This is a genomic window from Streptomyces sp. NPDC025638 (assembly GCF_055558775.1).
The window spans coordinates 1-21,301 of sequence record NZ_JBVHLX010000027.1 but is presented as its reverse complement, the minus strand read 5'-3'; the positions used below and the strand labels follow the sequence as shown (position 1 = coordinate 21,301).

Sequence of the window (21,301 nt, the reverse complement as noted above, 5' to 3'; positions counted from 1 at the left end):
AGCGTCCGGGCCGCGGCCCCCACGGGGCAGACAAGGACAAAATCCCTCATTTAGGAGCAATCGTGGCGCGCGACATCGCGGCTCCCCCCGTCATCCCCACCAACCACCAGGAACTGATCTCGTGGGTCAACGAGATCGCCGAACTGACCCAGCCGGACAACGTGGTCTGGTGTGACGGATCCGAGGCCGAGTACGAGCGACTCTGCGACGAGCTCGTCACCAAGGGCACCTTCAAGAAGCTGGACCCGGTCAAGCGCCCCCACTCCTACTACGCGGCCTCCGACCCGACCGATGTCGCCCGCGTCGAGGACCGGACCTTCATCTGCTCCGAGAAGGAGGAGGACGCCGGGCCCACGAACCACTGGATGGCCCCCGCCGAGATGCGCGAGGTCTTCTCCGGCGAGAAGGGCGTCTTCCGCGGCTCGATGCGGGGCCGCACCATGTATGTCGTCCCGTTCTGCATGGGTCCGCTGGGCTCGAAGCTCTCCGCGATCGGCGTCGAGATCACCGACTCCGCCTACGTCGCGGTCTCCATGCGCACGATGACGCGCATGGGCCAGGCCGTCCTCGACGAGCTCGGCACCGACGGCTTCTTCGTCAAGGCCGTGCACTCCGTCGGCGCCCCGCTGGAGGAGGGCCAGGCCGACGTGCCCTGGCCGTGCAACCAGACCAAGTACATCTCGCACTTCCCCGAGAGCCGCGAGATCTGGTCCTACGGCTCCGGCTACGGCGGCAACGCGCTGCTCGGCAAGAAGTGCTACGCGCTGCGCATCGCCTCCGTCATGGCGCGTGACGAGGGCTGGCTGGCCGAGCACATGCTGATCCTCAAGCTCACCCCGCCCACCGGGGAGTCGAAGTACGTCGCCGCCGCCTTCCCGAGCGCCTGCGGCAAGACGAACCTCTCCATGCTCGACCCGACCATCTCCGGCTGGACCGTGGAGACGATCGGCGACGACATCGCGTGGATGCGCTTCGGCGAGGACGGACGCCTGTACGCCATCAACCCGGAGGCGGGCTTCTTCGGCGTCGCGCCGGGCACCGGCGAGCACACCAACGCCAACGCGATCAAGACCCTGTGGGGCAACTCGATCTTCACCAACGTCGCCCTCACCGACGACGGTGACGTGTGGTGGGAGGGCCTCACCGAGGAGACCCCGGCCCACCTCACCGACTGGAAGGGCCGCGACTGGACGCCCGAGTCCGCCGAGCCGGCCGCCCACCCCAACTCCCGCTTCACTGTCCCGGCCGCGCAGTGCCCGATCATCGCGCCGGAGTGGGAGGACCCGAAGGGCGTGCCGATCTCGGCGATCCTGTTCGGCGGCCGCCGGGCCAGCGCGGTGCCGCTGGTGACGGAGTCCTTCGACTGGAACCACGGTGTGTTCCTGGGCGCCAACGTCGCCTCCGAGAAGACCGCCGCCGCCGAGGGCAAGGTCGGCGAGCTGCGCCGCGACCCCTTCGCGATGCTGCCCTTCTGCGGCTACAACATGGGCGACTACATGGCCCACTGGATCGACGTGGCCAAGGACAAGGACCAGTCCAAGCTGCCGAAGATCTACTACGTCAACTGGTTCCGCAAGAACGACGCGGGCAAGTTCGTCTGGCCGGGCTTCGGTGAGAACAGCCGCGTCCTGAAGTGGATCGTGGAGCGCCTCGAGGGCAAGGCCGAGGGTGTCGAGACCCCCATCGGCATCCTGCCGACCAAGACGGCCCTCGACACCAACGGGCTCGAACTGGCCGACTCCGACCTGGACTTCCTCCTCACGGTGGACAAGGAGGTCTGGCGCGAGGAGGCGGCGCTGGTCCCCGAGCACCTCAACACCTTCGGCGACCACGCCCCGAAGGAACTGTGGGACCAGTACCGGGCGTTGGTCGAGCGCCTGGGCTGAGCCCAGCCCGGAAGACTCCGCGGCCGGTCCTCGGATGCCCTGACCAGCGATCGTCACGGCCGGCCGCGGTGACAGCACCATGAAGAAGGGCCCGGGGCCCGCACCGTACAACGGCGTACGGAGCGGGCCCCGGACCCGTTTTCGGGCAGTGGGGTCCTCTGGAGTCAGGGTCCCTTGGCGTCAGGGTCCTTTGGCGTCAGGGTCCTTTGGCGTCAGGGTCCTTTGAAGACCCACAGCCGTAGCAGCACGAAGCGAAGCGCCGTCGCGGCGGCATTGGCCACGATCAGCGCGCCGACCTCCACCTGCGTCTCGTCCGGCAGGGTGCGGTGCACCACGGCGAGGGCCCCGCTGCTCAGCGCGAGCCCGGCGAAGAAGGCCACCAGTCCCTGGAGTTGATGCCGGGCGGCCCCGTCCGCACCGCGCACCCGGAAGGTGAACCGGCGGTTGGCAGCGGTGTTCGCCACGGCCGTGACCAGCAGCGCGACCAGATTGGCCGACTGGGCGTCGAGCACCGGCCGCAGCGCCGTGTACAGGCCCAGATACGCGGCGGTGGACAGCACACCGATGATCGCGAACACGGGCAGCTGCCGGGCGACCCCGGTCTCGGCCGCGTCGGCGGCGGTCTCGGTGGAGTTCGGCATCGATTACGGCACCCGGGGTTCGAGAACGTGTGTCTGACGCACTGAAACAACCCCAGACAGTACCGTATGCGAGCAAATCGGGCGCATTATTGCGTCGACCCGCTCGAGAATGGGCTGGCATCTCCGAATGATTGATGTGCTCCACGACTCCGCCGACGGCCTTGAGTCGGCCGTCGAACTGTCGGTCGTGATTCCGATGTTCAACGAGGAAGAGGCGTTGCCGGCACTCGTGGGGCGGTTGCGGCCGGTGCTGGACGCCACGGGCGAGCTGTACGAGGTCGTCGCGGTGGACGACGGCTCCACGGACCGGACGGTCGAACTGCTGCTGGAGCTGCGGGCCGGCTGGCCGCAGCTGCGGATGGTACGGCTGCGCCGCAACAGCGGACACCAGGCAGCGCTGACCGCCGGCCTGCACCATGCCCGCGGCCGCTACGCCGCGAGCCTCGACGCCGATCTCCAGGACCCCCCGGAGAAGATCCCCGAGATGCTCGACCTGGCCCGCTCCCGGCACCTGGACATCGTCTACGGAGTACGCGCCAACCGCTCCACCGACACCGGTTTCAAGCGCCACACGGCCGGCGCCTACTACTGGCTCATGCGCCGCATGGTCGGCAACCACGTCCCCGCCCAGGCCGGCGACTTCCGTCTGCTGTCGCGCAATCTCCTCGACGCCCTGAAGGCCCTGCCCGACCAGCCGCAGGTGTACCGGCTCCTGGTGCCCTGGTTCGGCTTCCCCAGCGGAGAGGTCACCTACCACCGCGACGAACGCGTCGCCGGCCACACCAAGTACCCCCTGCGCAAGATGGTCCTGCTGGCGGTCGACAGCATCATCAGCTTCTCCGTCGCCCCGCTGCGCCTGGCCACCTGGCTCGGCACCCTCGCCTTCTTCGTCTGCCTCGGCACGCTCGTGTACACGCTGGCCGTGTACACGGCGGGCAACACCACCCCCGGCTGGGCCTCCCTGATCATCGCCGTGCTCTTCATCGGCGCCGTCCAGCTCATCTGCCTGGGCGTGCTCGGCGAGTACATCGGCCGTGTCTACTCCGCCGTCCAGCAACGCCCGACCTACTTCGTCGCCGACGACACCGGCGCGGCGCGCACCCCGGTGCAGGGCATCTCCTGGCCGGGCCCGCGACGCGGCCACGGGACCCGACAGGACTACCTCGGCGGCTGAGCGCTCCGCTGGAAGGGCCGCGATATGCCGTCAGCTGTCCGCGGCACCGTCCCGGCTGGTCGCACAGTTCCCCGCGCCCCTTCAGGGCGCCCGCCAGGGGGTGTCGTTTGGATCAGATCGGCCGTGACGAACGGTGCGGGCCGGGCGACGCCGGGATGATCCAAACGACACCCCCTAGGTCCGGGCCACCTCGGCCGCGGTGCCGTCGGCGGTCGGCTGGCTGGGCAGGGCCGGTGCTTCGGGCTCGCGGCGGAGCTCCTGGACCGTCGTACGGAGCACGAACACCGACGCCAGCAGCATCAGCGCGCCGTGCGCGGGCATCGACAGATACGGGGACAGCTCCGGGGCGATGGTCTTCAGGTAGCTGCCGAACGAGGCGAGTTGCACCAGTACCGGCACGTACCAGAGCTGCCGGGGCCGGCGGAACGCGGCCATCACGGTGAGCACGTCCGCGGCGTAGAAGTACCGCTCGTGCATGGAAGGCAGCAGAAACGGGACCACGACGGCGGAGCAGGTGGCCAGCAACACGACCTGGGTGTCCGTGAGTTCCGGCACGCGAAGGCCGGAGCCCGGCACGCCGCCTCGGCCGCGCCGCAGGGAGCGGACCGCCAGCCCCATCAGCAGCGTCACCAGCACCCCCGCGACCAGCACGCCCGCGCTGCGCACGGGATCGGTGGAACCGGGCACCGACACGAACTGGTAGACGGACGGTGCGTTGATGGTGAGGAAGTGGTACGTGTCCGTCTGCCGGGCGTAGACCGACAGCAGCTGTCCCGGATCGGCGCCGATCAGGAGGGCCGGAACGTCGAGTGCGAGATACGTCGCGGGAACGGCGAGCAGGCTCCGCCATGACACCCGTCCCGCCGTCACCAGCACGAGCAGGAAGGGGAAGAGGAAGACGGCCTGGAACTTGAACGCCAGCGCGATCCCGAAGAACGTGCACGCCCACCACGGCCGGCGGCGCAGCACATAGGAGATCCCACCGACGAGGAAGGCCGTGTAGGCGGCGTCGCACTGCCCCCACCAGGCGCTGTTGGTGACGACGGTGGGCAGGAAGAGCACGACCGCGCCCGCACCGAGGGCCGTCCACCGGCGCGTGGGCCGGAACAGGGAAACGGTCCGGAAGGTGTAGTACGCCAGAGCCAGGTCGAAGAGCACCGAGACCCATTTGATGGCCACCAGCGACGACAGCGGCAGATAGGTCAATGCGGCCATCAGATAGAGGTAGGGGACGTTGTAGTCCGAGAAACTGGGATCGGCGAGCGCGTGGAACCCGCCGTGGCTCACGATGTGCCAGTACCAGGGCTGGAGAAAGTTCTCGAAGTCCCATGACTCGCCGGGCAGCAGAAACATTCGGACCAGGATGGCCACCGTCACCGTGATGTACGCGGCCAGTGCCAACACCCTCGAATCGGCGGTCCGCCGGCGGGGGGCCTCGGCGGCTGTGTCGGGCATTCCGGACTCCGTTCAGGTCGCGCTCGATCGCGCCGCCCGGACGGCATCCGGGCGCGACGGCGATCAGTATGTCCGAAACATTCCGTGGTGACGTGTAACAAACCGGGATTCAAGGGCAATTCGCCTATGGTGCTGCCATGCGCGGAATTCTTCTGGCCGGGGGCACCGGTTCGCGACTGTGGCCACTGACCCGCTCGGTGTCGAAGCAACTGCTGCCGGTTTTCGACAAACCGATGGTCTATTACCCGCTTTCCACACTGGTGATGGCCGGTGTGCGCGAAATCCTTGTCATCACCACCCCCGAAGACCAGCACCAGTTCCGTCGCTTGCTCGGCGACGGCCGCCAACTCGGCCTGCGGCTCGCATACATGGCGCAGGAACGCCCGGAGGGAATCGCCCAGGCCTTCCTCCTGGGGGCCGACTTCATCGGCGACGAGTCGGTGGCCCTGATCCTGGGCGACAACATCTTCTACGGGAGCGGCCTCGGCACCCGGCTGGCCCGCCATGACGACCTCAAGGGCGGGAGGGTGTTCGCCTACCCGGTCGCCAATCCCTCGGCCTACGGGGTCGTGGAGTTCGACGAGTCGGGCCGGGCGCTGTCCATCGAGGAGAAACCGGCCCGGCCGAAGTCCCGCTACGCCGTGCCCGGCCTCTACTTCTACGACCGTCACGTCGTGGAGGTCGCCCGCGGTCTGCGCCCCAGCGCCCGGGGCGAGTTGGAGATCTCCGACCTCAACCGGGTCTATCTGGACGCCGGGACGCTGCAGGTCACCCGGCTGGACCGCGGCACCGCATGGCTGGACACCGGGACCTTCACCTCCCTGATGCAGGCGTCGGAGTTCGTCCGGGTGATCGAGGAACGCCAGGGCTTCAAGGTCGGGTGCGTGGAGGAAGCGGTGTGGCGCGCCGGCCTGATCGATGACGACCGGCTCAGGGAACTGGCCCGGCCCCTGCTCAAGAGCGGATACGGCCACTACCTGCTCGGGCTGCTGGAGGACTGCCGGCCTGTCCTCGTGCCGCAGAGAGGCGGCGCGGCGCGCCACGAGGAACCGATGGGCCGTCCCTGAACCGAATGCGCGGCGGAAAGGAGCATTCACATGGAGCCACTTGGCATCGAAGGGGCCTGGGTGGACACGCCCAAGGTGTTCATGGACACCAGGGGCAGATTCCATGAGTGGTTCAAGGGGGAACAGTTTCGTGATTCCACCGGCCAGGGACTCCGACTTGAGCAGGCCAACTGCTCGCGCTCCGTTCTCGGCACTCTCCGCGGCATCCACTACGCATCGGTCCCACCGGGCCAGGCCAAGTACGTCACCTGCGTCAGCGGCGCCGTCCTCGACGTGGTGGTCGACATCCGTATCGGTTCGCCGACCTTCGGGAAATGGGAAGCGGTCGGGCTCGACGACACGACGCACCGCTGTGTCTATATCTCGGAAGGCCTGGGCCATGGCTTCATGGCGCTGGAGGACAATTCCACCGTCGTCTACCTCTGTTCAGCGGCATACGCGCCGCACCGTGAATACGGGATCAACCCGCTCGACCCCGATTTGGCCATCGCCTGGCCCGAGGAACTCGCCCCGCACCTTTCCGACAAGGATGCCGCCGCGCCCACGCTGGAGGAAGCCGGGCGGCAAGGTCTGCTGCCTTCCTTCGAGGACTGCGTCGCGTATCGCAGAGGGCTCGTCGAAGGAATCTGCGAGGAAGGTATGGAGAAAGTAGGTTCATTGAGGCCGCACGGGTGATCCTCACGCAACTCGTGGCGTGACCCGTGACCATTCAATTGCCGCGAGTTTAAGAATGGATTTGTCCGTAGCCAGAGGCGACGTGACGCGCATGCGAATAAAGCGCACTGGGGTGCGCGCGCTTGCGGTCTGACTCCCTCCCAGTTACTGAGGAAGGTTCTCTTGAACCGTAGAACGATCCGAAGTTCACGCCTGAGGTCCGCCACGCTGGTGACCGCGGGCGCTCTCGCGGTGGCGCTCAACGTTGGGCAGAGCTCGGTGGCCATCGCCGACGCGATCCACAGGTCGAGCTCCGCGCCCCATGCGGCGTCCTCCACCAGCACGAACGAAGAACGGGCCGGCGGCAGGGGCGGCGACCGGGGCCCTCAGGGTCCCCAGGGCAAGCCGGGCCATGAAGGCAAGCGGGGTCCGCAGGGTGCACAGGGCGCTCAGGGTGCACAGGGCGGGCAGGGGCCGCAGGGTCCGAGGGGCCCGCAGGGTGCCCAGGGCGCTCAGGGTGCCCAGGGCGCGCAGGGTGCGAACGGTACGAACGGCGCTCAGGGTGCCCAGGGCGCTCAGGGCGCTCAGGGCGCTCAGGGTGCTCAGGGCGCTCAGGGTGCCCAGGGCGCTCAAGGTGCTCAGGGTGCGACGATCCACACCTACGTCGTCCACGACACGTTCACTGTCGCCGACGGGGGGGTGACTGTCTTCTGCCTGCCCGGCGACGAAGCCACCGGCGGCGGATTCAATGGACCTGCCCCCGTCGTCGAGACCAGCAGGCCCATCCCCAGCTCCACAGGAGTCACCCCCATCGGGTGGCAGGTGACCATCCCGCCTGGTGTCGCGCTGCCGCCGACTGCCCCGCCCACGTTCGACGCCTACGTGGTCTGCAACAACCTGTAACTCGCACGCGAGCGGTGTCGCACTGCCGGCCTCCGCTTCCGTGAGACTGAGCGATGGTGCCCCGAGGCTTCGGCCTCGCGGGCACCGTTCGCATTGTGCCCGCGCAAGAAAGACTCGGAGAACCATGCGCATCCTTGTGACCGGCGGTGCTGGATTCATCGGCTCGGAATACGTCCGCAGACAACTGAATTCGGCTCCGGCAGCGCGGATCACCGTCCTCGACAAACTCACCTATTCGGGGGTCGAGGCCAATCTGGCACCGGTGGCGCGGCACCCGGGTCATACCTTCGTCCGGGGCGACATCTGTGACCCGGATGTGGTCGACCAGGTGATGGCGGGCCAGGACGCGGTGGTCCATTTCGCCGCCGAGTCGCACGTGGACCGGTCGATCGACGGGGCCGGTCCGTTCGTCCGCAGCAATGTGATGGGCACGCAGGTGCTCCTGGACGCGGCCCACCGGCACGGCGTCGGCCGCTTCGTCCATGTCTCCACCGACGAGGTCTACGGCTCGATCCGCGAAGGCTCATGGACCGAGGACCGGCCCCTGGCGCCGAACTCCCCCTACTCCGCGTCGAAGGCCGGCTCCGACCTGCTGGCACTCGCCCACCACCGCACCCACGGCCTGGACGTCGTGATCACCCGGTGCTCCAACAACTACGGGCCGTACCAGTTCCCCGAGAAGGTCGTCCCGCTCTTCATCACCAACCTCATCGACGGGAAGACGGTCCCCCTCTACGGCGACGGCCGCAACATCCGCGACTGGGTGCACGTCTCCGACCACTGCCGGGGCATCGACCTGGTCCTGCACGGCGGCAGGGCCGGAGAGGTCTACAACATCGGCGGCGGGACCGAGCTGAGCAACCACAAGCTCACCGGCCTGCTGCTGGACGCGGTCGGTGCGGGCTGGGACCGGGTCGAGTACGTCGCCGACCGCAAGGGCCACGACCTGCGCTACTCACTGGACGACAGCAAGATCCGCGAGCACCTCGGGTACGTCCCGCAGGTGTCCTTCACGGAGGGCCTGGCCGACACGGTCGCCTGGTACCGCGCACACCGCTCCTGGTGGGAGCCGCTCAAGGAGAGGGCCGCGCTGCGATGACCACGAGCTGGCTGGTGACCGGCGCGCGCGGGCTCCTCGGACAGGACGTGCTGGCCGAGCTCGCCGGTGATCCGGACGCCGTGGTCACGGGGCTGAGCCGCGACCGGCTCGACATCACCGACCCCACAGCCGTCCGTGCCGCCGTCGCCGGTCACCGAGTGGTCGTCAACTGTGCGGCATGGACGGACGTCGACGGCGCCGAGCGGTCCGAGGCGGCAGCCACGGCCGTGAACGGCACGGGCGTCCGGCACCTCGCACGCGCCTGCGCCGACAGCGGCGCGCTTCTGCTCCACGTCTCCACCGACTATGTGTTCCCGGGCGACGCCCGCCGGCCGTACCCCGAGGACGCGCCGACGGGGCCCGTCAACGCGTACGGGCGAAGCAAGCTCGCGGGGGAGCGGGCGGTCCTCGAACTGCTGCCGCACGCCGGCTACGTTGTGCGCACCGCCTGGCTCTACGGCGCGCACGGCCCGAACTTCGTGGCCACCATGCTCGAACTCGCCACCCGGCACGCGACCTTGGACGTGGTGGCCGACCAGCACGGCCAGCCGACCTGGTCCCGGGCCCTCGCCCGGCAGCTGGCCGCCCTCGGCCGGGCCGCGTCGGCCGGACGGGCGCCGGCCGGCATCTACCACGGCGCGGCGGCCGACCGCACCACCTGGTGCGGTCTGGCGCGTGAGACCTTCCGGCTCAGCGGCCTCGATCCCGAGCGGATCCGCCCGGTCGGCTCGGACAAGTTCCCGCGTCCGGCCGCACGCCCGGCCTTCGGCGTCCTCGGCCATGACAACTGGCGCCGGGCCGGCCTCGCCCCGCTCGCCCCTTGGGGCGACCAGCTTGCGGCCGCCCTGAAGGAACCGGCGTTCACCGACCTGGCCGCCGCGGCGCGCGCGAGCGCCTGCCCCAGGTAGAAGGCGTCCTGCGGAACCGGACGGTCCGCAGGACGCCCTCCGCGCCACCGGCCACTCATCGAGAAGATCGGCTCACGGAATCCCGGAACTCCTCCGGCACTTGGGAAAGCAGTCCGTGCTCGATCTCGACCGCATGACGGTACACGTCCACGGCCTCGTCCTTGCGGTGCTGCTCCGCCAGCAGGAAACCCAGCTGCATCTGGACCGCGGTGCCCTTCGGATCGGCGGCGACGGCACGCTTCAAGAGCTCGATGGCCCGGTCGGGATCGCTCGACCTCAGCAGAATCGCCTCGCTGTAGAGGGCGGACATGAAGGACGGATCGGACTTCAGGGCCTTCTCGTACGCCGCACGGGCGTCCGCCGTCCTGCCGTTCTGCTGCTCGATGAGGCCGAGGCCGTACCAGGCCTGCTTGTTCCCGGGGTCCAGTTCGAGCACATGCCGGTAGTCCCGGGCGGCGCCGAGGGAATCCTGGTGCGCCTGCCGGTCGAGCGCGGACCGCAGGAGCGCGTCCGCCTGCTTGCTGTTCCGGGTCACGGGCGCGGACCTGGACTCCGGCCGCACGGTCGACGCGTGCTTGGATTCCGACGGCACGGTCGACGGGGAGGGAAGCGCCCAGACGGTCACCCCGGCGGCGACCGCCGCCGTCGCGACGAGCCCTGCCCACAATCTCCTACGTGTCACTTTGTCCCATCTCATGGAATGGTGGTGGATGGATTCACGGGTCATGGGTTCATGGGTTCATGGGTTCATGGATCCACGGGGGGCTAGACCAGGAGCTTGCCGCCGCACCGTGCGGTGCCGTCCTTCATCGCGATGAGGTTGGCGACCACGTACGAGATGTCGTTCTTGGAGTGCCACTCGCTCGGGAAGTAGGTGACCAGACGCGATGACTGGAACCGGGCCTCGAGGTCCGGCACGAAGGCGCGGTACTGGTCGTCCGTGTAGTACCAGAACGAGTTCTCGTTGTAGTAGGCGGTGTGCGTCGGGTCCTGGTAGGCGCCGCGGCCGTCGGCGCTGGGCGTCATGGTGAGGAGCATGCCGCCGGGTGCCAGCAGCCGGTACAGCTCGTTGATCAGCGGCACCTTCGCGGGCACGTACTCAAGGAAGTCCACCGCCCGCATCAGACCGACGGAGCCGTCGGGCAGGTCCAGCTTCCCGGGCAGGGTCGCGACGATGTCGACACCCTTTCCCGGCCGCCGGTCCACGCCGACGTAGCCCGGCGGCTTCCGGTGGGCCGCGCCGAGGTCCAGCGCGAGCAGTCCGTGCCGGTGGGTCCAGGCGAGGGCGTTGGCCTCGATGTACTTGTCGTACAGGGCGACCGTCTCGCGCTGGATGTGCGCGTTGATCTCCGGGTCGCGCTGGGTGTTCCCGGGGTGCACCCGCTGGAGGTAGAGGCAGCGGTTGATGTGGTGGAAGTCGCCGATGTGGAACAGACGGCACATCAGGTCCTGGTCGTCCAGCACCGTGCGCGCGGCGTCGTACCCGCCGGCCTTCTCGTAGCTCTCCTTGCGGAACGCCCGTACGTGGTTGGGCGCGTACCAGATGTAGGCGACGTTGTGCGGCGTCGGCGCCAGGGAGACGACCTGCAGCAGCTTGCGGCCGTCGACCTTCACCTCCTCGTACTGCCAGCCGAACGTCTCGTCGAAGCGGCTGTCGTCCCGCTTCCCGTCCTCGTCGATCTGCGCGGTGTTGCTGTAGACGAAGACGGCGTCGGGATGCTCGTCGAACGCCTTGCCGAGCTCCGCCAGGCACGCCTTCGCGAGCAGGTCGTCGTGGTCGAGTTCCACGAGGATCTCGCCGCGCGCCAGTTCACAGGCCCTGCGCTTCGCGGCCCCCACGCCGTCGACGTCGTCCGCGATCTCGATGCGGACCCGGTCGTCGGGCTGCTCCGGCCGCCATCGGGCGCCGTTGTTGAGCAGGACGATCCACTCCCAGTCCGAACAGGTCTGTGCCTGCAGGGTTGCCAGGCACTCATCGAGGAAACGGGGCCGGTGGCTGGGGGTGAAGACGGAGAACCTCGGTGTCGCGGTCGACGTCATCTGTTGCTCCCTGCTTGGCTCGATGTCGGTGAGAGGGTTGCGGGGTCGTAAATCACCGGAATTCCTCCGGAACTTGGGAACGCAGTGAGGGATCGGCCGCGATTGCGCGCCGGAACTCGTCCGCGGCGTCCTTGTCACGGTTCTGCCGCGCCCGGATTCGTCCGAGGTGAAGATGTGCCGTGGCCGCACTGGGATTGCCGGCAATGACACGCTTCAGGAGTTCGCCGGCCTGGTCGGGATCGCCCGACTCCACCAGAAGCGCCTCGTTGAAGAGAGCCGACGAGAACACCGGGTCGATCTTCAGGGCCTTGTCGTAGTCCACACGGGCATCGGCCGCCCGGCCGGCCTGGTGCGCCATGACTCCCAGGTTGTACCAGGCGTACTTGTTCTGCGGGTCCAGCTCCAGGACGCGCCGGTAGGTGCGGTCGGCCCCTTCGATGTCATGGTTCTGCTGCTGCGCAATGCCGGCCTGCAAAAGCGTATCGGCGTCACGCAGGTTTAGGTCCGCCGATGACGGGGCCTTGGCATCCGGGGGCACTGCCGAGTAGGAAAGAATCGCCCACGACGTCACTCCGGTGGCAACTGCAGCCACAGCGAAGAGCCCCACCAACAATTGCCTACGTTTCACTTTGTCACATCTCGTGGAATAGTGAGGGACGATGGGGGGCCGGAGTCCGAACCACCGTCATTTCCACCGACGTTACGAGGCAGTGGTGACGCGGCCGCCGTTTGGCGGGCATGAGGGACGCGCAGTCCACCCGAATGTACGCGTCGTATCACAAAAAAAATGGCGCCCGGTCCGCGCGTCGCTGCGGGTGCACGCGGACCGGGGCCGACGAGGGGACCCCGGGGGGAGGGGTCAGCGGGCCGCGCTGAGTTCCTTCGGGCCGGCCAGCGCGGCGGTGTGCGCGTCCATGCGTTCGGCGGACAGGATCGCCGCCGCCGTATCGGCGCGGGAGGCCGCGACGACGAGGGCGCGACCGGCGAGGGTGTGGGCCCGCTCGTGCAGGGCCGTCGGACGGGGGTCGGGCCCGGTGCCGGGTGCGCGGGCCGGTGTGCGCCCGCCGCGCAGCCGGGCCACCTGCTCGGCGAGCCGTTCGGCCGCCAGGTCCAGGTCGGCGGAGGGCGCGAGCGTCCGCAGCTCGTCCGTGACGGCGAGCAGGGCCGCGAGATGTCCCGCGAGCTGGATGTCCAGCTCCTCCTCGCGCGACCGGTGGGGGAAGTCCGAGGTGGTGCCGGCCATCGTGCTGTGGACGGACCTGCGGGAAGGCCCAGTGTGGATCGGTTCGTACATGGATGGCCTCCTGTGCTCTGACAGGAAGCCATCCTAGCTTGGATTTCGTCTAAAGTTGAGTCCGGTCACGGATTGCGGTCCAGCGGCTACGGCTGGCCGTATCCGTCCAGGAAGGTGCCGATCCGGCTCACCGCGTCGCGCAGGTCCCCGACCGACGGCAGTGTCACCACGCGGAAGTGATCCGGCTCCGGCCAGTTGAAGCCGGTGCCCTGGACGACCATGATCTTTTCCTGGCGGAGGAGATCGAGGACCATCTGACGGTCGTCCTTGATCTTGAAGACCTGGGGGTCCAGACGCGGGAAGAGATACAGCGCGCCCTTCGGCCGTACGCATGTCACGCCCGGGATCTGGGTCAGCAGCTCGTAGGCGGTGTCCATCTGTTCCTTCAGCCGCCCGCCCGGCAGCACCAGGTCGCTGATCGACTGGCGGCCGCTCAGCGCGGCCACGACCCCGTGCTGGCCCGGCATGTTCGCGCACAGGCGCATGTTCGCCAGGATCGTCAGACCCTCGATGTAGGAGTCGGCGTGCGCGCGCGGGCCGGAGATCGACATCCAGCCGACCCGGTAGCCGGCCACCCGGTACGCCTTCGACATGCCGTTGAAGGTCAGTGTCAGCAGGTCGGGGGCGACGGACGCGGTCGGGATGTGCGTCGCGTCTTCGTAGAGGATCTTGTCGTAGATCTCGTCCGAGCAGACCAGCAGATTGTGTCGGCGGGCGATGTCCGTCAGGCCCTTGAGCACCGACTCGTCGTACACCGCGCCCGTCGGGTTGTTCGGGTTGATGATGACGATCGCCTTGGTGCGGTCGGTGACCTTGCGCTCGATGTCGGCGAGGTCGGGCATCCAGTCGGACTGCTCGTCGCAGCGGTAGTGGACCGCCGTACCGCCGGAGAGGGAGACGGCCGCCGTCCACAGGGGGTAGTCCGGCGCCGGTACGAGGACCTCGTCGCCGTCGTCCAGCAGGCCCTGCATCGCCATCACGATCAGCTCGGAGACGCCGTTGCCGATGAAGACGTGCTCGACGTCCGTCTCGATGCCGATGGTCTGGTTGTGCATGACGACCGCGCGGCGGGCGGCCAGCAGGCCCTTCGCGTCGCCGTAGCCGTGTGCCGTGGAGACGTTGCGGAGGATGTCCTCCAGGATCTCGGGCGGGCACTCGAAGCCGAACGCCGCCGGATTGCCGGTGTTCAGCTTGAGGATGCGGTGGCCGGCCGCCTCAAGACGCATCGCCTCCTCAAGAACCGGGCCCCGGATCTCGTAACAGACGTTGGCGAGCTTCGTCGACTGGATCACCTGCATGTCCGTGAGCTTACGGCCCGGTAACGCCCCATGGGCCGTGTTTTCCACCACGTGAGACAAAGCGTTTTGCGCTGTTATCGCCGGTAGCTGTCCCAGCCGCCCCTCCCGTACCTAGAATTCCCGGCCATGTCCAGCCATCGCCAGCACGGAAACGGGGCCGAGGGTGTGAACGACGCGAACGACGCGAACGGCACGCCCGGGGCGCACGACGCCCATGAGGCGGGTCCCGCGGGCGGTGGGCCCGCGGTGGTGCCGAACGTCTACCACCCGCAGGCCGCGGCGGCGCCCGCGTACGACGCGTACGCCGATCCGGCGACCGCGCACGGCTGGCAGAACGCGTACGACGAGACGTGCGAGCTGCCCCGGTTGACCGACGAGACGGCCCTGCTGCCGGCTCCCGTGCCGGCCGCCCCGGCGGGCCTGCCCGAGGGGGCGCCTGAAGGCGTGCCGGCGGGGCAGGGCCGTGCCGCGGCGCGGCGAGCACGGAGCAGGCGCGGCGCGTCGCGGCGCCGGATCGTGGTGGCCGCCGGTGCCGTGGGCGCCGTCTCCCTCGCCGTGATCGCGGGGATGTCCGCCTTCTCGGGGTCCTCGCCGGGCGGGCCGCAGGGCCAGGGCGAGCGCAGCGGTTCGAACGCCAAGGACGACTCCGGGTCGCCCACCGGCTCGCGGTCGTCCGGCGCGCCGTCCACCACGGACCCCTCGGACGGCGCGACGCAGGCTCCCGCCGTCTCCGCGAGCGCGACCCCGAAGGCCTCGGCGAGCGGCTCCGCGAGCGGCGGTACCTCGCCCGCGTCGTCCGCCCCCGCCACGGTCGGCCAGCCGTCGGCGACCGCCTCCTCGGGCGGCCAGGACGACCAGGGTGGCCGTCCCGGGCGCGGCTGGGGCCGAACCAAGTACCCCAAGTAGACGTCTTTTGAGGTGAGTTGGATATGCGGTCCGCTCCGTGCGGACTGCATACGACTTCTTGCCGCCCGCGTCGGGCGCCCTCACAATGCACATGACAAGACGGCAGGCGACCGGAAGATCTCCGGTCGCTCACGTCTGCAGAGGGGACCCCCACATGAACAAGCCTCTCCTTGCCGCGCTCGCCACCCTGGTGATCACCGGGGCGGGCATGGCACCCGCGGCGGCCGCCACGGCGACGCAGAAGACGGCCACGGAGACGAAGAGCGCGGCACCCACGCTCAAGGCCGTCAACTTCGCCGGCACCGTCTCGCTCAGCAACTGCTCCGGCTCCGTCATCCGCTTCCCGGCCTCCGCGGACAGCGACCCGGCGCTGGTGATGACCAACGGCCACTGCCTGGAGACCGGCTTCCCGTCGCCCGGCGAGGTCATCGTCGACCAGGCCTCCAGCCGCAGCTTCGGTCTGCTCAACGCGTCGGCCACGCGGGTCGCGACACTGCGCGCCAGCAAGGTCGCGTACTCGACGATGACCGACACGGACGTCACGATCTACCAGCTGACCCGGACGTACGCGCAGATCAAGAGCTCGTACGGGATAGACGCGCTGACGGTGCAGGACACGCACCCGACCGCCGGAACCGCCATCACCGTCGTCTCCGGCTACTGGAAGCGGACCTACGCCTGCAACATCGACGGGTTCGTCTACCGCCTCAAGGAGGGCAGCTGGACCTGGAAGGACTCGGTCCGCTACACCTCCGCCTGCCAGACCATCGGCGGCACCTCGGGGTCCCCGGTCATCGACAACGCCACCGGCAAGGTCGTCGCCGTCAACAACACCGGCAACGAGGACGGCCAGCGCTGCACCGACAACAACCCCTGCGAGGTCGACGCGAACGGCAACGTGACCGTCCGCTACGGCATCAACTACGCCCAGGAGACCTACAACATCCCGGCTTGCTTCACCACGGGCAACAAGCTGAACCTGAACGCCAGCGGCTGCACCCTGCCCAAGCCGTAGCGGGGAGCGGGGCGCGGGCGGTCACACCGGAGTCCGGCGGACCGCCCGCCCCGCCAGTACGTCCGTCCGGCGCCCGTCCTCGATCACGAACCGGCCGTCGACCAAAACGTGGGGAATGCCGGAGGGCAGCGCGCGCGGCTGCTCGAAGGTGGACCCCGCCGCGACCGTCTCCGGGTCGAACAGGACCAGGTCGGCGCGGTACCCCTCGCGGACGAGCCCGCGGTCCGGCAGGCGCAGCCGGGCCGCGGGCCGTGCGGTGAGATGGGCGACGCACTCCTCCAGGGACAGCACGCCCAGCTCCCGCACATACCGGCCGAGGTAGTGCGGGAAGGTGCCGTACGCCCGGGGATGCGGCTTGGCGCCCTGGAGGATGCCGTCCGAGCCGCCGGTGTGCGCGCGGTGCCGCATGATCGCCCGGACGTTCTCCTCGTGGCCGACGTGATGCAGGATCGTCGAACCGAGCCGGTCCTCGACCAGCAGCCGGCGCGCGGTCGTCCAGGGGGCCTCGCCGCGCAGTTGCGCCGACTCCTCGACCGTACGCCCGACGTACTCCCCGAGCGCCGGGTCCGTCACGCCCGAGATCTCGATCGTGTCCCAGTCCACCGGCACGCCGTGGCAGCCGTCCGAGCCGACGGCCTCCAGATGGTGCCGGATCCGCTCGGCGGCCGCCTCGTCGGTGAGCCGGGCGAGGACCGCCCCAGGGCCGCCCTCGCCCGCCCAGCTCGGCAGCAGCGCGGCGAGCGTCGTGCAGCCGGGCGTGTAGGGATACGTGTCGAGGCTGATGTCGGCCCCGGCGGCCAGGGCGTCGTCGAGCAGCGCGAGCAGCTCGGGCGCCCTTTTCTCGTTGACGCCGAAGTTCATGGTGGCGTGGGCGAGATGCAGCGGGCAGCCCGCCTGTCGGGCCAGCTCCACCATCTCCGCGTACGCCTCCAGGGCGCCCGCGCCGTACGAGCGGTGGTGCGGGCAGTAGTAGCCGCCGTAGGACGCCACCACCCGGCACAGCTCGGTCAGTTCGGTGTCCTTGGCGTACATGCCCGGCGTGTAGGTGAGCCCGGACGACATGCCGACCGCGCCCTGTTCCATGCCCTCCGCGACCAGCTGCCGCATCCGGTCCAGCTCTTCGGGCGTGGCCTCCCGGTCCTCCCAGCCGACGGCGAGCGCGCGCACCGTGCCCTGGGGGACGAGATAGGCCGCGTTCACGGCGATTCCGCGGTCGAGCCGGTCCAGGTACTCGCCCACCGACCGCCAGTCGAAGTCGACGTCCTCGCCGTACCCGTTCCAGCCGGTGACCGCCCGGCGCATCTCGTTGAGCGTACGGTCGTCGACCGGTGCGTACGACAGCCCGTCCTGGCCGAGCACCTCCAGTGTCACGCCCTGCGCCGCCTTGGCACTGTGATCGGGGTCGCGCAGCAGGGCGAGGTCGCTGTGGGCGTGCATGTCGATGAAGCCGGGGGCCAGGACCAGGCCCTCGGCGTCCAGCTCCCGCATCGCCTGGGGACGCTGACAGCCCGCGGCCGCCGCCTCCTTGACGATCGAGACGACACGGCCGTCGTCGATCACCACATCGGCGCGGTACGAGGGCTCCCCGCTGCCGTCCACCACGTCCGCGTCCCGGACGACGAGCTGCTCCACGAGCGGTGACCTCCTAGAAGAACGTACGGATGTAGTCGACGACCGTCCCGTCCGCCTCGGCCACCGGGATCAGCTGCCACTTGTCGAAGGACGTGCAGGGGTGGGACAGGCCGATGCCCAGCCAGTCGCCGACCTCGACGTCCGCCTCCGGTCCGGTGCGCAGCCACAGGTGCTGGTCGGACAGGGCGGTCACCTCGATCCCGGCCGCCGGGCGCTCGACACCATCCCTGCGTACCACCTGGGCGACCGGCAGGTCGAGGTCGTGGGCGGCGTCCCGCTTGCCCGCGTTGACGAACGCCTCGCTCGCCGACGGGCGGGACACCACCTGCGCCCACAGCCGGAACGCGGGCTCCAGGGCGCCCTCCTCGGGCACCCGGTTGAACGGGGTCTGCCTGCGGTAGTGCACGTCGTCGTGCGAGACGTAGGCGCCCGAGCGCAGCAACTTCAGCACCGGCAGGGAGAGTTCGGGGATCCCGTCGAAGACGTCGGCGACCGCGTCGAACCACTCGCTGCCGCCCGCGCTCACCACGATCTCGTCCGCCCGCGCGAACCGCCCCGCCTTGTCGAACTCCACGGCGATCCCGGTCAGCCGGCGCAGCCACGCCCGCACCGGGTCCACAGCGGCGCCGGGGACCTGGGCCTCGTAGCCCGCCACGCCCACCAGGCGCAGCGTCCGCGCGCCCGCCACCGCGTCCGCGACCGCCGCGCACTCCGCCTCCGTGCGCGCGCCGGTGCGGGCGCCCTCGCCCGCGCCCAGCTCGACGACGACGTCCACCGGACGGGCCGCGCCGCGCAGGGCCGCGTCCATCAGTTCCACCCCGCGCACGGAGTCGACGTAACAGATGAAGCGGAAGGACGGGTCGGCGTCCAGCTCAGCGGAGATCCAGCGCAGCGCCGCCGCGTCCACCAGCTCGTTGGCGAGGAACACCCGCTCGATCCCGAACGCCCGCGCCACCCGCACCTGGTGCGGCAGCGCGAGCGTGATGCCCCAGGCGCCGTGCTCGATCTGGCGCCGGAAGAGCTGCGGGGCCATGGAGGTCTTGCCGTGCGGGGCGAAGGCGAGACGGTGCCGGGCCGCGTAGGTCTCCATGAGCCTCAGATTGTGTTCCAGGCGCTCGGCGGACAGAGCGAGGACGGGCGTGGTGAAGCCGTCGGTGAAGAGGTTGCGCCGCTCGGCCGCCAGCTCGCCGACGGTCAGGCCGTCGGCGCCCGGGGGAAGGCCCTTGAAGCGGTGGTCGACGCGTTCCTCGGCCAGGCGGGCGAGCGCTTCGGTGCTCATGGAGCCTCCCTCTCAGGGTGGTTGCAACATATGCAACGTTCATTGCGTATGGCGCTGATCGGTGTCTAGCATCTCGCCGACAACTGGGTCAACGGAGCCGCCGCGGCCCGGATATCGACAGGAGTCAGGAGCCATCATCATGGACGCTACTGACGACTCGGCTGTCGCCCCCGCCGTCGTGGACGTCGTCGCGCTCGGCGAGTCCATGGTCACGTTCCTGCCCACCCGGCCCGGCCGCCTCGCCGACGTCCCCGTCTTCGGCCGCGCCATCGGCGGCGCCGAGTCCAACGTGGTCTGCGTCCTGGCCGCCGCCGGACATCCGGCGCGCTGGGTGAGCCGGGTCGGGTCGGACGGCTTCGGCGACCATCTCGTCGAGACGATCGCGGCGTACGGCGTCGACGTCGCCTCCGTGCGGCGCGACCCGGAGCGGCCCACGGGCATCTACTTCCGCACGGCCGGCGACCGGGCGGCCGGCGACCACGAGGTGGCGTACTACCGCGCCGGATCGGCGGCCTCGGCGATGGCTCCGGGGAACGTGGACCTGGCGGCGGTGCGCGCGGCGCACGTGCTGCACCTGACCGGCATCACCGCCGCGCTCTCCGCGGACTGCCTGGAACTGATACGGGCGCTCACCGCCCCCGGCGCCGGGCGGCCACTGGTCTCCTTCGACGTCAACCACCGGCCGGGACTGTGGCGGGACGGCACCGGGGCGCGGGTCCTTCTTGAGCTGGCGCGCCGGGCCGACATCGTGTTCGTGGGCGAGGACGAGGCGGCGCAGCTGTGGGGCCTGGACGGCCCCGACGCCGTCCGCACGGCCTTGCCCGCTCCCACGGTGCTGGTCGTCAAACAGGGCGGTGCCGGAGCGACCGTCCACGACCGGGACACCGTCACCTTCGTCCCCGCCCTCGACGTCGACGTCGTGGCCGCCGTCGGCGCCGGCGACGCCTTCGCCGCGGGCTTCCTCTCCGCCACCCTGCGCGGACTGCCCGTACTCGACCGCCTCCGGCACGGCCACCTCATGGCCGCCGCCGCGCTCACCGTCCCCGGCGACCTCGCCGCACCCCCCTCCCGCGACCACGCCGACCGGCTCGCCGCCCTGGACGCGGAGTCGTGGGGGAGACTTCGACTCGGCCCCGGCTGGACGCGGGCCGACCGGGCCCCGGAGGAGGCGATCACCCCATGAGCCAGACCGTCGACCGCGCGCTGAGCATCCTGCCGCTGCTCGCCGAGGGCCCCGCCGACCTCGGCCGGGTCGCCGACCGGCTCGGCGTGCACAAGTCCACCGCGCTGCGACTGCTGCGCACCCTGCACGAGCACGGCCTCGTCTACCGCCAGTCCGACCAGCGCTACCGCCTCGGCGCCCGCCTCTTCGCCCTCGCCCAGAAGGCGATGGAGAACCTCGACGTCCGCGAGATCGCCCACCCCCACCTCGTCCGCCTCAACGAGCAGTGCGGACACACCGTCCATCTCGCGGTGTACGAGGAGAACGAGGTGCTCTACCTGGACAAGGTGGAGAGCCGCTACCCCGTGCGCATGTACTCCCGGATCGGCAAGCCCGTCGCCATCACCGTCGCGGCCGTGGCCAAGCTGCTGCTCGCCGATCTGCCCGAACCCGAGCGCCGCGCCGTCGCGGAGCGGCTCGAATACCCCATGTACACGGCCCGTTCGACACCCAACGCCCCCGCCTATCTGCGGGAGTTGGACAAGGTGCGCGAACAGGGCTGGGCCACCGACCTCGGCGGCCACGAGGAGTCCATCAACTGTGTCGCGGCCCCCGTCCGGGGCGCCGACGGCCGAGTGGTCGCCGCGATGTCGGTCTCCGCGCCGAACGTCGTCGTCACCGCCGAGGAACTCCTCACCCTGCTCCCGCTGGTGCGTCGTACCGCGGACGCGATCAGCGGCGAATACTCCGGCCGAACTCCGGTGAAGGACCCCGTTTGACTTCCGCCGCCCGAAGGCGGAGGGTTCCAGCGGTCTCCCGCTGGGGTTCCTGCTTCACCGACGACCGCCCCGTCCGGGAGGACTCCCGTTGAGGTCTTACACCGTCTCC

Annotated in this window: 21 protein-coding genes; 11 read left to right on the top strand and 10 right to left on the bottom strand. The window is 69.8% G+C overall.

Going from position 1 to position 21,301, the window contains the following annotated elements; all coding sequences use genetic code 11:
• Positions 1-62 precede the first annotated feature (62 nt).
• Positions 63-1,886 carry a phosphoenolpyruvate carboxykinase (GTP) gene (locus ACZ4EG_RS42125; protein ID WP_467794400.1) on the top strand — a complete coding sequence of 608 codons (1,824 nt, stop codon included), beginning with the start codon at positions 63-65 and terminating at the stop codon, positions 1,884-1,886.
• Positions 1,887-2,098: 212 nt separating this feature from the next.
• Here ACZ4EG_RS42125 and ACZ4EG_RS42120 read toward each other — a convergent pair whose 3' ends face one another.
• Positions 2,099-2,527: a GtrA family protein gene (locus ACZ4EG_RS42120; RefSeq protein WP_467794399.1), complete on the bottom strand. Its 429-nt coding sequence runs from the start codon at positions 2,525-2,527 to the stop codon at positions 2,099-2,101.
• Positions 2,528-2,654: 127 nt separating this feature from the next.
• On the opposite strand from ACZ4EG_RS42120, the gene ACZ4EG_RS42115 reads away from it, so the two are divergent.
• A complete protein-coding gene (locus ACZ4EG_RS42115) occupies positions 2,655-3,701 on the top strand; it encodes a glycosyltransferase family 2 protein (protein ID WP_467794398.1) in 1,047 nt (348 codons plus the stop codon).
• Positions 3,702-3,875: 174 nt separating this feature from the next.
• Here the strand turns inward: ACZ4EG_RS42115 and ACZ4EG_RS42110 are convergent, their stop codons facing one another.
• Positions 3,876-5,156 (bottom strand): hypothetical protein, encoded by a 1,281-nt coding sequence (locus ACZ4EG_RS42110; RefSeq protein WP_467794397.1) that lies wholly within the window; start codon positions 5,154-5,156, stop codon positions 3,876-3,878.
• Positions 5,157-5,293: 137 nt separating this feature from the next.
• Here ACZ4EG_RS42110 and rfbA point away from each other — a divergent pair, with 137 nt between their 5' ends.
• Positions 5,294-6,223, top strand: coding sequence for a glucose-1-phosphate thymidylyltransferase RfbA (rfbA, locus tag ACZ4EG_RS42105; RefSeq protein WP_467794396.1), 930 nt, complete (start codon positions 5,294-5,296; stop codon positions 6,221-6,223).
• A 30-nt stretch (positions 6,224-6,253) separates the two neighbouring features.
• Positions 6,254-6,898 (top strand): dTDP-4-dehydrorhamnose 3,5-epimerase family protein, encoded by a 645-nt coding sequence (locus tag ACZ4EG_RS42100; RefSeq protein WP_467794395.1) that lies wholly within the window; start codon positions 6,254-6,256, stop codon positions 6,896-6,898.
• 186 nt (positions 6,899-7,084) lie between these two features.
• Here the strand turns inward: ACZ4EG_RS42100 and ACZ4EG_RS42095 are convergent, their stop codons facing one another.
• Positions 7,085-7,510, bottom strand: coding sequence for a hypothetical protein (locus tag ACZ4EG_RS42095; RefSeq protein ID WP_467794394.1), 426 nt, complete (start codon positions 7,508-7,510; stop codon positions 7,085-7,087).
• Positions 7,511-7,576: 66 nt separating this feature from the next.
• Between ACZ4EG_RS42095 and ACZ4EG_RS42090 the strand changes: the two genes are divergently transcribed.
• The 3 genes from ACZ4EG_RS42090 (at position 7,577) to rfbD (ending at position 9,787) form a co-directional block, all read left to right on the top strand.
• On the top strand, positions 7,577-7,780 hold the full coding sequence (locus ACZ4EG_RS42090) for a hypothetical protein (protein WP_363293916.1): 204 nt from the start codon (positions 7,577-7,579) through the stop codon (positions 7,778-7,780).
• A 124-nt stretch (positions 7,781-7,904) separates the two neighbouring features.
• A complete protein-coding gene (rfbB, locus tag ACZ4EG_RS42085; RefSeq protein WP_467794393.1) occupies positions 7,905-8,879 on the top strand; it encodes a dTDP-glucose 4,6-dehydratase in 975 nt (324 codons plus the stop codon).
• Entirely contained in the window at positions 8,876-9,787 is a 912-nt protein-coding gene (gene rfbD, locus ACZ4EG_RS42080; protein WP_467794392.1) for a dTDP-4-dehydrorhamnose reductase, read from the top strand. Before rfbB ends, rfbD begins: the two co-directional genes overlap by 4 nt.
• Before the next feature lie 55 nt (positions 9,788-9,842).
• On the opposite strand, the gene ACZ4EG_RS42075 is transcribed toward rfbD, so the two are convergent.
• The 5 genes from ACZ4EG_RS42075 to ACZ4EG_RS42055 all read right to left on the bottom strand — a co-directional run bounded on the left by ACZ4EG_RS42075 (position 9,843) and on the right by ACZ4EG_RS42055 (position 14,419).
• The gene (locus ACZ4EG_RS42075) at positions 9,843-10,469 is read right to left on the bottom strand and encodes a tetratricopeptide repeat protein (RefSeq protein ID WP_467794391.1); all 627 of its coding nucleotides are present in this window, start codon (positions 10,467-10,469) and stop codon (positions 9,843-9,845) included.
• A gap of 83 nt (positions 10,470-10,552) precedes the next feature.
• Entirely contained in the window at positions 10,553-11,827 is a 1,275-nt protein-coding gene (locus ACZ4EG_RS42070) for a glycosyltransferase (RefSeq protein ID WP_467794390.1), read from the bottom strand.
• Positions 11,828-11,879: 52 nt separating this feature from the next.
• The gene (locus tag ACZ4EG_RS42065; RefSeq protein ID WP_467794389.1) at positions 11,880-12,434 is read right to left on the bottom strand and encodes a tetratricopeptide repeat protein; all 555 of its coding nucleotides are present in this window, start codon (positions 12,432-12,434) and stop codon (positions 11,880-11,882) included.
• 252 nt (positions 12,435-12,686) lie between these two features.
• The gene (locus ACZ4EG_RS42060; protein ID WP_467794388.1) at positions 12,687-13,121 is read right to left on the bottom strand and encodes an SCO4983 family protein; all 435 of its coding nucleotides are present in this window, start codon (positions 13,119-13,121) and stop codon (positions 12,687-12,689) included.
• Between the two features lie 86 nt (positions 13,122-13,207).
• Positions 13,208-14,419 carry a pyridoxal phosphate-dependent aminotransferase gene (locus ACZ4EG_RS42055; RefSeq protein WP_467794387.1) on the bottom strand — a complete coding sequence of 404 codons (1,212 nt, stop codon included), beginning with the start codon at positions 14,417-14,419 and terminating at the stop codon, positions 13,208-13,210.
• A 126-nt stretch (positions 14,420-14,545) separates the two neighbouring features.
• Here ACZ4EG_RS42055 and ACZ4EG_RS42050 point away from each other — a divergent pair, with 126 nt between their 5' ends.
• Both ACZ4EG_RS42050 and ACZ4EG_RS42045 read left to right on the top strand, forming a co-directional pair.
• Positions 14,546-15,325 (top strand): hypothetical protein, encoded by a 780-nt coding sequence (locus ACZ4EG_RS42050; protein ID WP_467794386.1) that lies wholly within the window; start codon positions 14,546-14,548, stop codon positions 15,323-15,325.
• Between the two features lie 154 nt (positions 15,326-15,479).
• Complete coding sequence (locus tag ACZ4EG_RS42045) at positions 15,480-16,340, top strand: S1 family peptidase (RefSeq protein WP_390708604.1); 861 nt, start codon at positions 15,480-15,482, stop codon at positions 16,338-16,340.
• 21 nt (positions 16,341-16,361) lie between these two features.
• Here the strand turns inward: ACZ4EG_RS42045 and ACZ4EG_RS42040 are convergent, their stop codons facing one another.
• Positions 16,362-17,972, bottom strand: coding sequence for an N-acyl-D-amino-acid deacylase family protein (locus tag ACZ4EG_RS42040; protein ID WP_467794385.1), 1,611 nt, complete (start codon positions 17,970-17,972; stop codon positions 16,362-16,364).
• 13 nt (positions 17,973-17,985) lie between these two features.
• Positions 17,986-19,251: an alanine racemase gene (locus ACZ4EG_RS42035; RefSeq protein ID WP_467794384.1), complete on the bottom strand. Its 1,266-nt coding sequence runs from the start codon at positions 19,249-19,251 to the stop codon at positions 17,986-17,988.
• 139 nt (positions 19,252-19,390) lie between these two features.
• Between ACZ4EG_RS42035 and ACZ4EG_RS42030 the strand changes: the two genes are divergently transcribed.
• Together ACZ4EG_RS42030 and ACZ4EG_RS42025 are read left to right on the top strand one after the other, a co-directional pair.
• Positions 19,391-20,434, top strand: coding sequence for a sugar kinase (locus ACZ4EG_RS42030; protein WP_467794383.1), 1,044 nt, complete (start codon positions 19,391-19,393; stop codon positions 20,432-20,434).
• Positions 20,431-21,192 (top strand): IclR family transcriptional regulator, encoded by a 762-nt coding sequence (locus tag ACZ4EG_RS42025; RefSeq protein ID WP_467794382.1) that lies wholly within the window; start codon positions 20,431-20,433, stop codon positions 21,190-21,192. Before ACZ4EG_RS42030 ends, ACZ4EG_RS42025 begins: the two co-directional genes overlap by 4 nt.
• Positions 21,193-21,301 lie beyond the last annotated feature (109 nt).

Bases quoted from the DNA above. Each gene is read 5' to 3' on its own strand.
- ACZ4EG_RS42110 (WP_467794397.1), bottom strand. From the start codon at position 5,156: ATGCCCGACACAGCCGCCGAGGCCCCCCGCCGGCGGACCGCCGATTCG.
- ACZ4EG_RS42100 (WP_467794395.1), top strand. From the start codon at position 6,254: ATGGAGCCACTTGGCATCGAAGGGGCCTGGGTGGACACGCCCAAGGTG.
- ACZ4EG_RS42030 (WP_467794383.1), top strand. From the start codon at position 19,391: ATGGACGCTACTGACGACTCGGCTGTCGCCCCCGCCGTCGTGGACGTC.
- ACZ4EG_RS42045 (WP_390708604.1), top strand. From the start codon at position 15,480: ATGAACAAGCCTCTCCTTGCCGCGCTCGCCACCCTGGTGATCACCGGG.
- ACZ4EG_RS42050 (WP_467794386.1), top strand. From the start codon at position 14,546: ATGTCCAGCCATCGCCAGCACGGAAACGGGGCCGAGGGTGTGAACGAC.
- rfbA (WP_467794396.1), top strand. From the start codon at position 5,294: ATGCGCGGAATTCTTCTGGCCGGGGGCACCGGTTCGCGACTGTGGCCA.
- ACZ4EG_RS42055 (WP_467794387.1), bottom strand. From the start codon at position 14,419: ATGCAGGTGATCCAGTCGACGAAGCTCGCCAACGTCTGTTACGAGATC.
- rfbD (WP_467794392.1), top strand. From the start codon at position 8,876: ATGACCACGAGCTGGCTGGTGACCGGCGCGCGCGGGCTCCTCGGACAG.
- ACZ4EG_RS42025 (WP_467794382.1), top strand. From the start codon at position 20,431: ATGAGCCAGACCGTCGACCGCGCGCTGAGCATCCTGCCGCTGCTCGCC.
- ACZ4EG_RS42120 (WP_467794399.1), bottom strand. From the start codon at position 2,527: ATGCCGAACTCCACCGAGACCGCCGCCGACGCGGCCGAGACCGGGGTC.
- ACZ4EG_RS42070 (WP_467794390.1), bottom strand. From the start codon at position 11,827: ATGACGTCGACCGCGACACCGAGGTTCTCCGTCTTCACCCCCAGCCAC.
- ACZ4EG_RS42035 (WP_467794384.1), bottom strand. From the start codon at position 19,251: ATGAGCACCGAAGCGCTCGCCCGCCTGGCCGAGGAACGCGTCGACCAC.
- rfbB (WP_467794393.1), top strand. From the start codon at position 7,905: ATGCGCATCCTTGTGACCGGCGGTGCTGGATTCATCGGCTCGGAATAC.
- ACZ4EG_RS42115 (WP_467794398.1), top strand. From the start codon at position 2,655: ATGATTGATGTGCTCCACGACTCCGCCGACGGCCTTGAGTCGGCCGTC.
- ACZ4EG_RS42060 (WP_467794388.1), bottom strand. From the start codon at position 13,121: ATGTACGAACCGATCCACACTGGGCCTTCCCGCAGGTCCGTCCACAGC.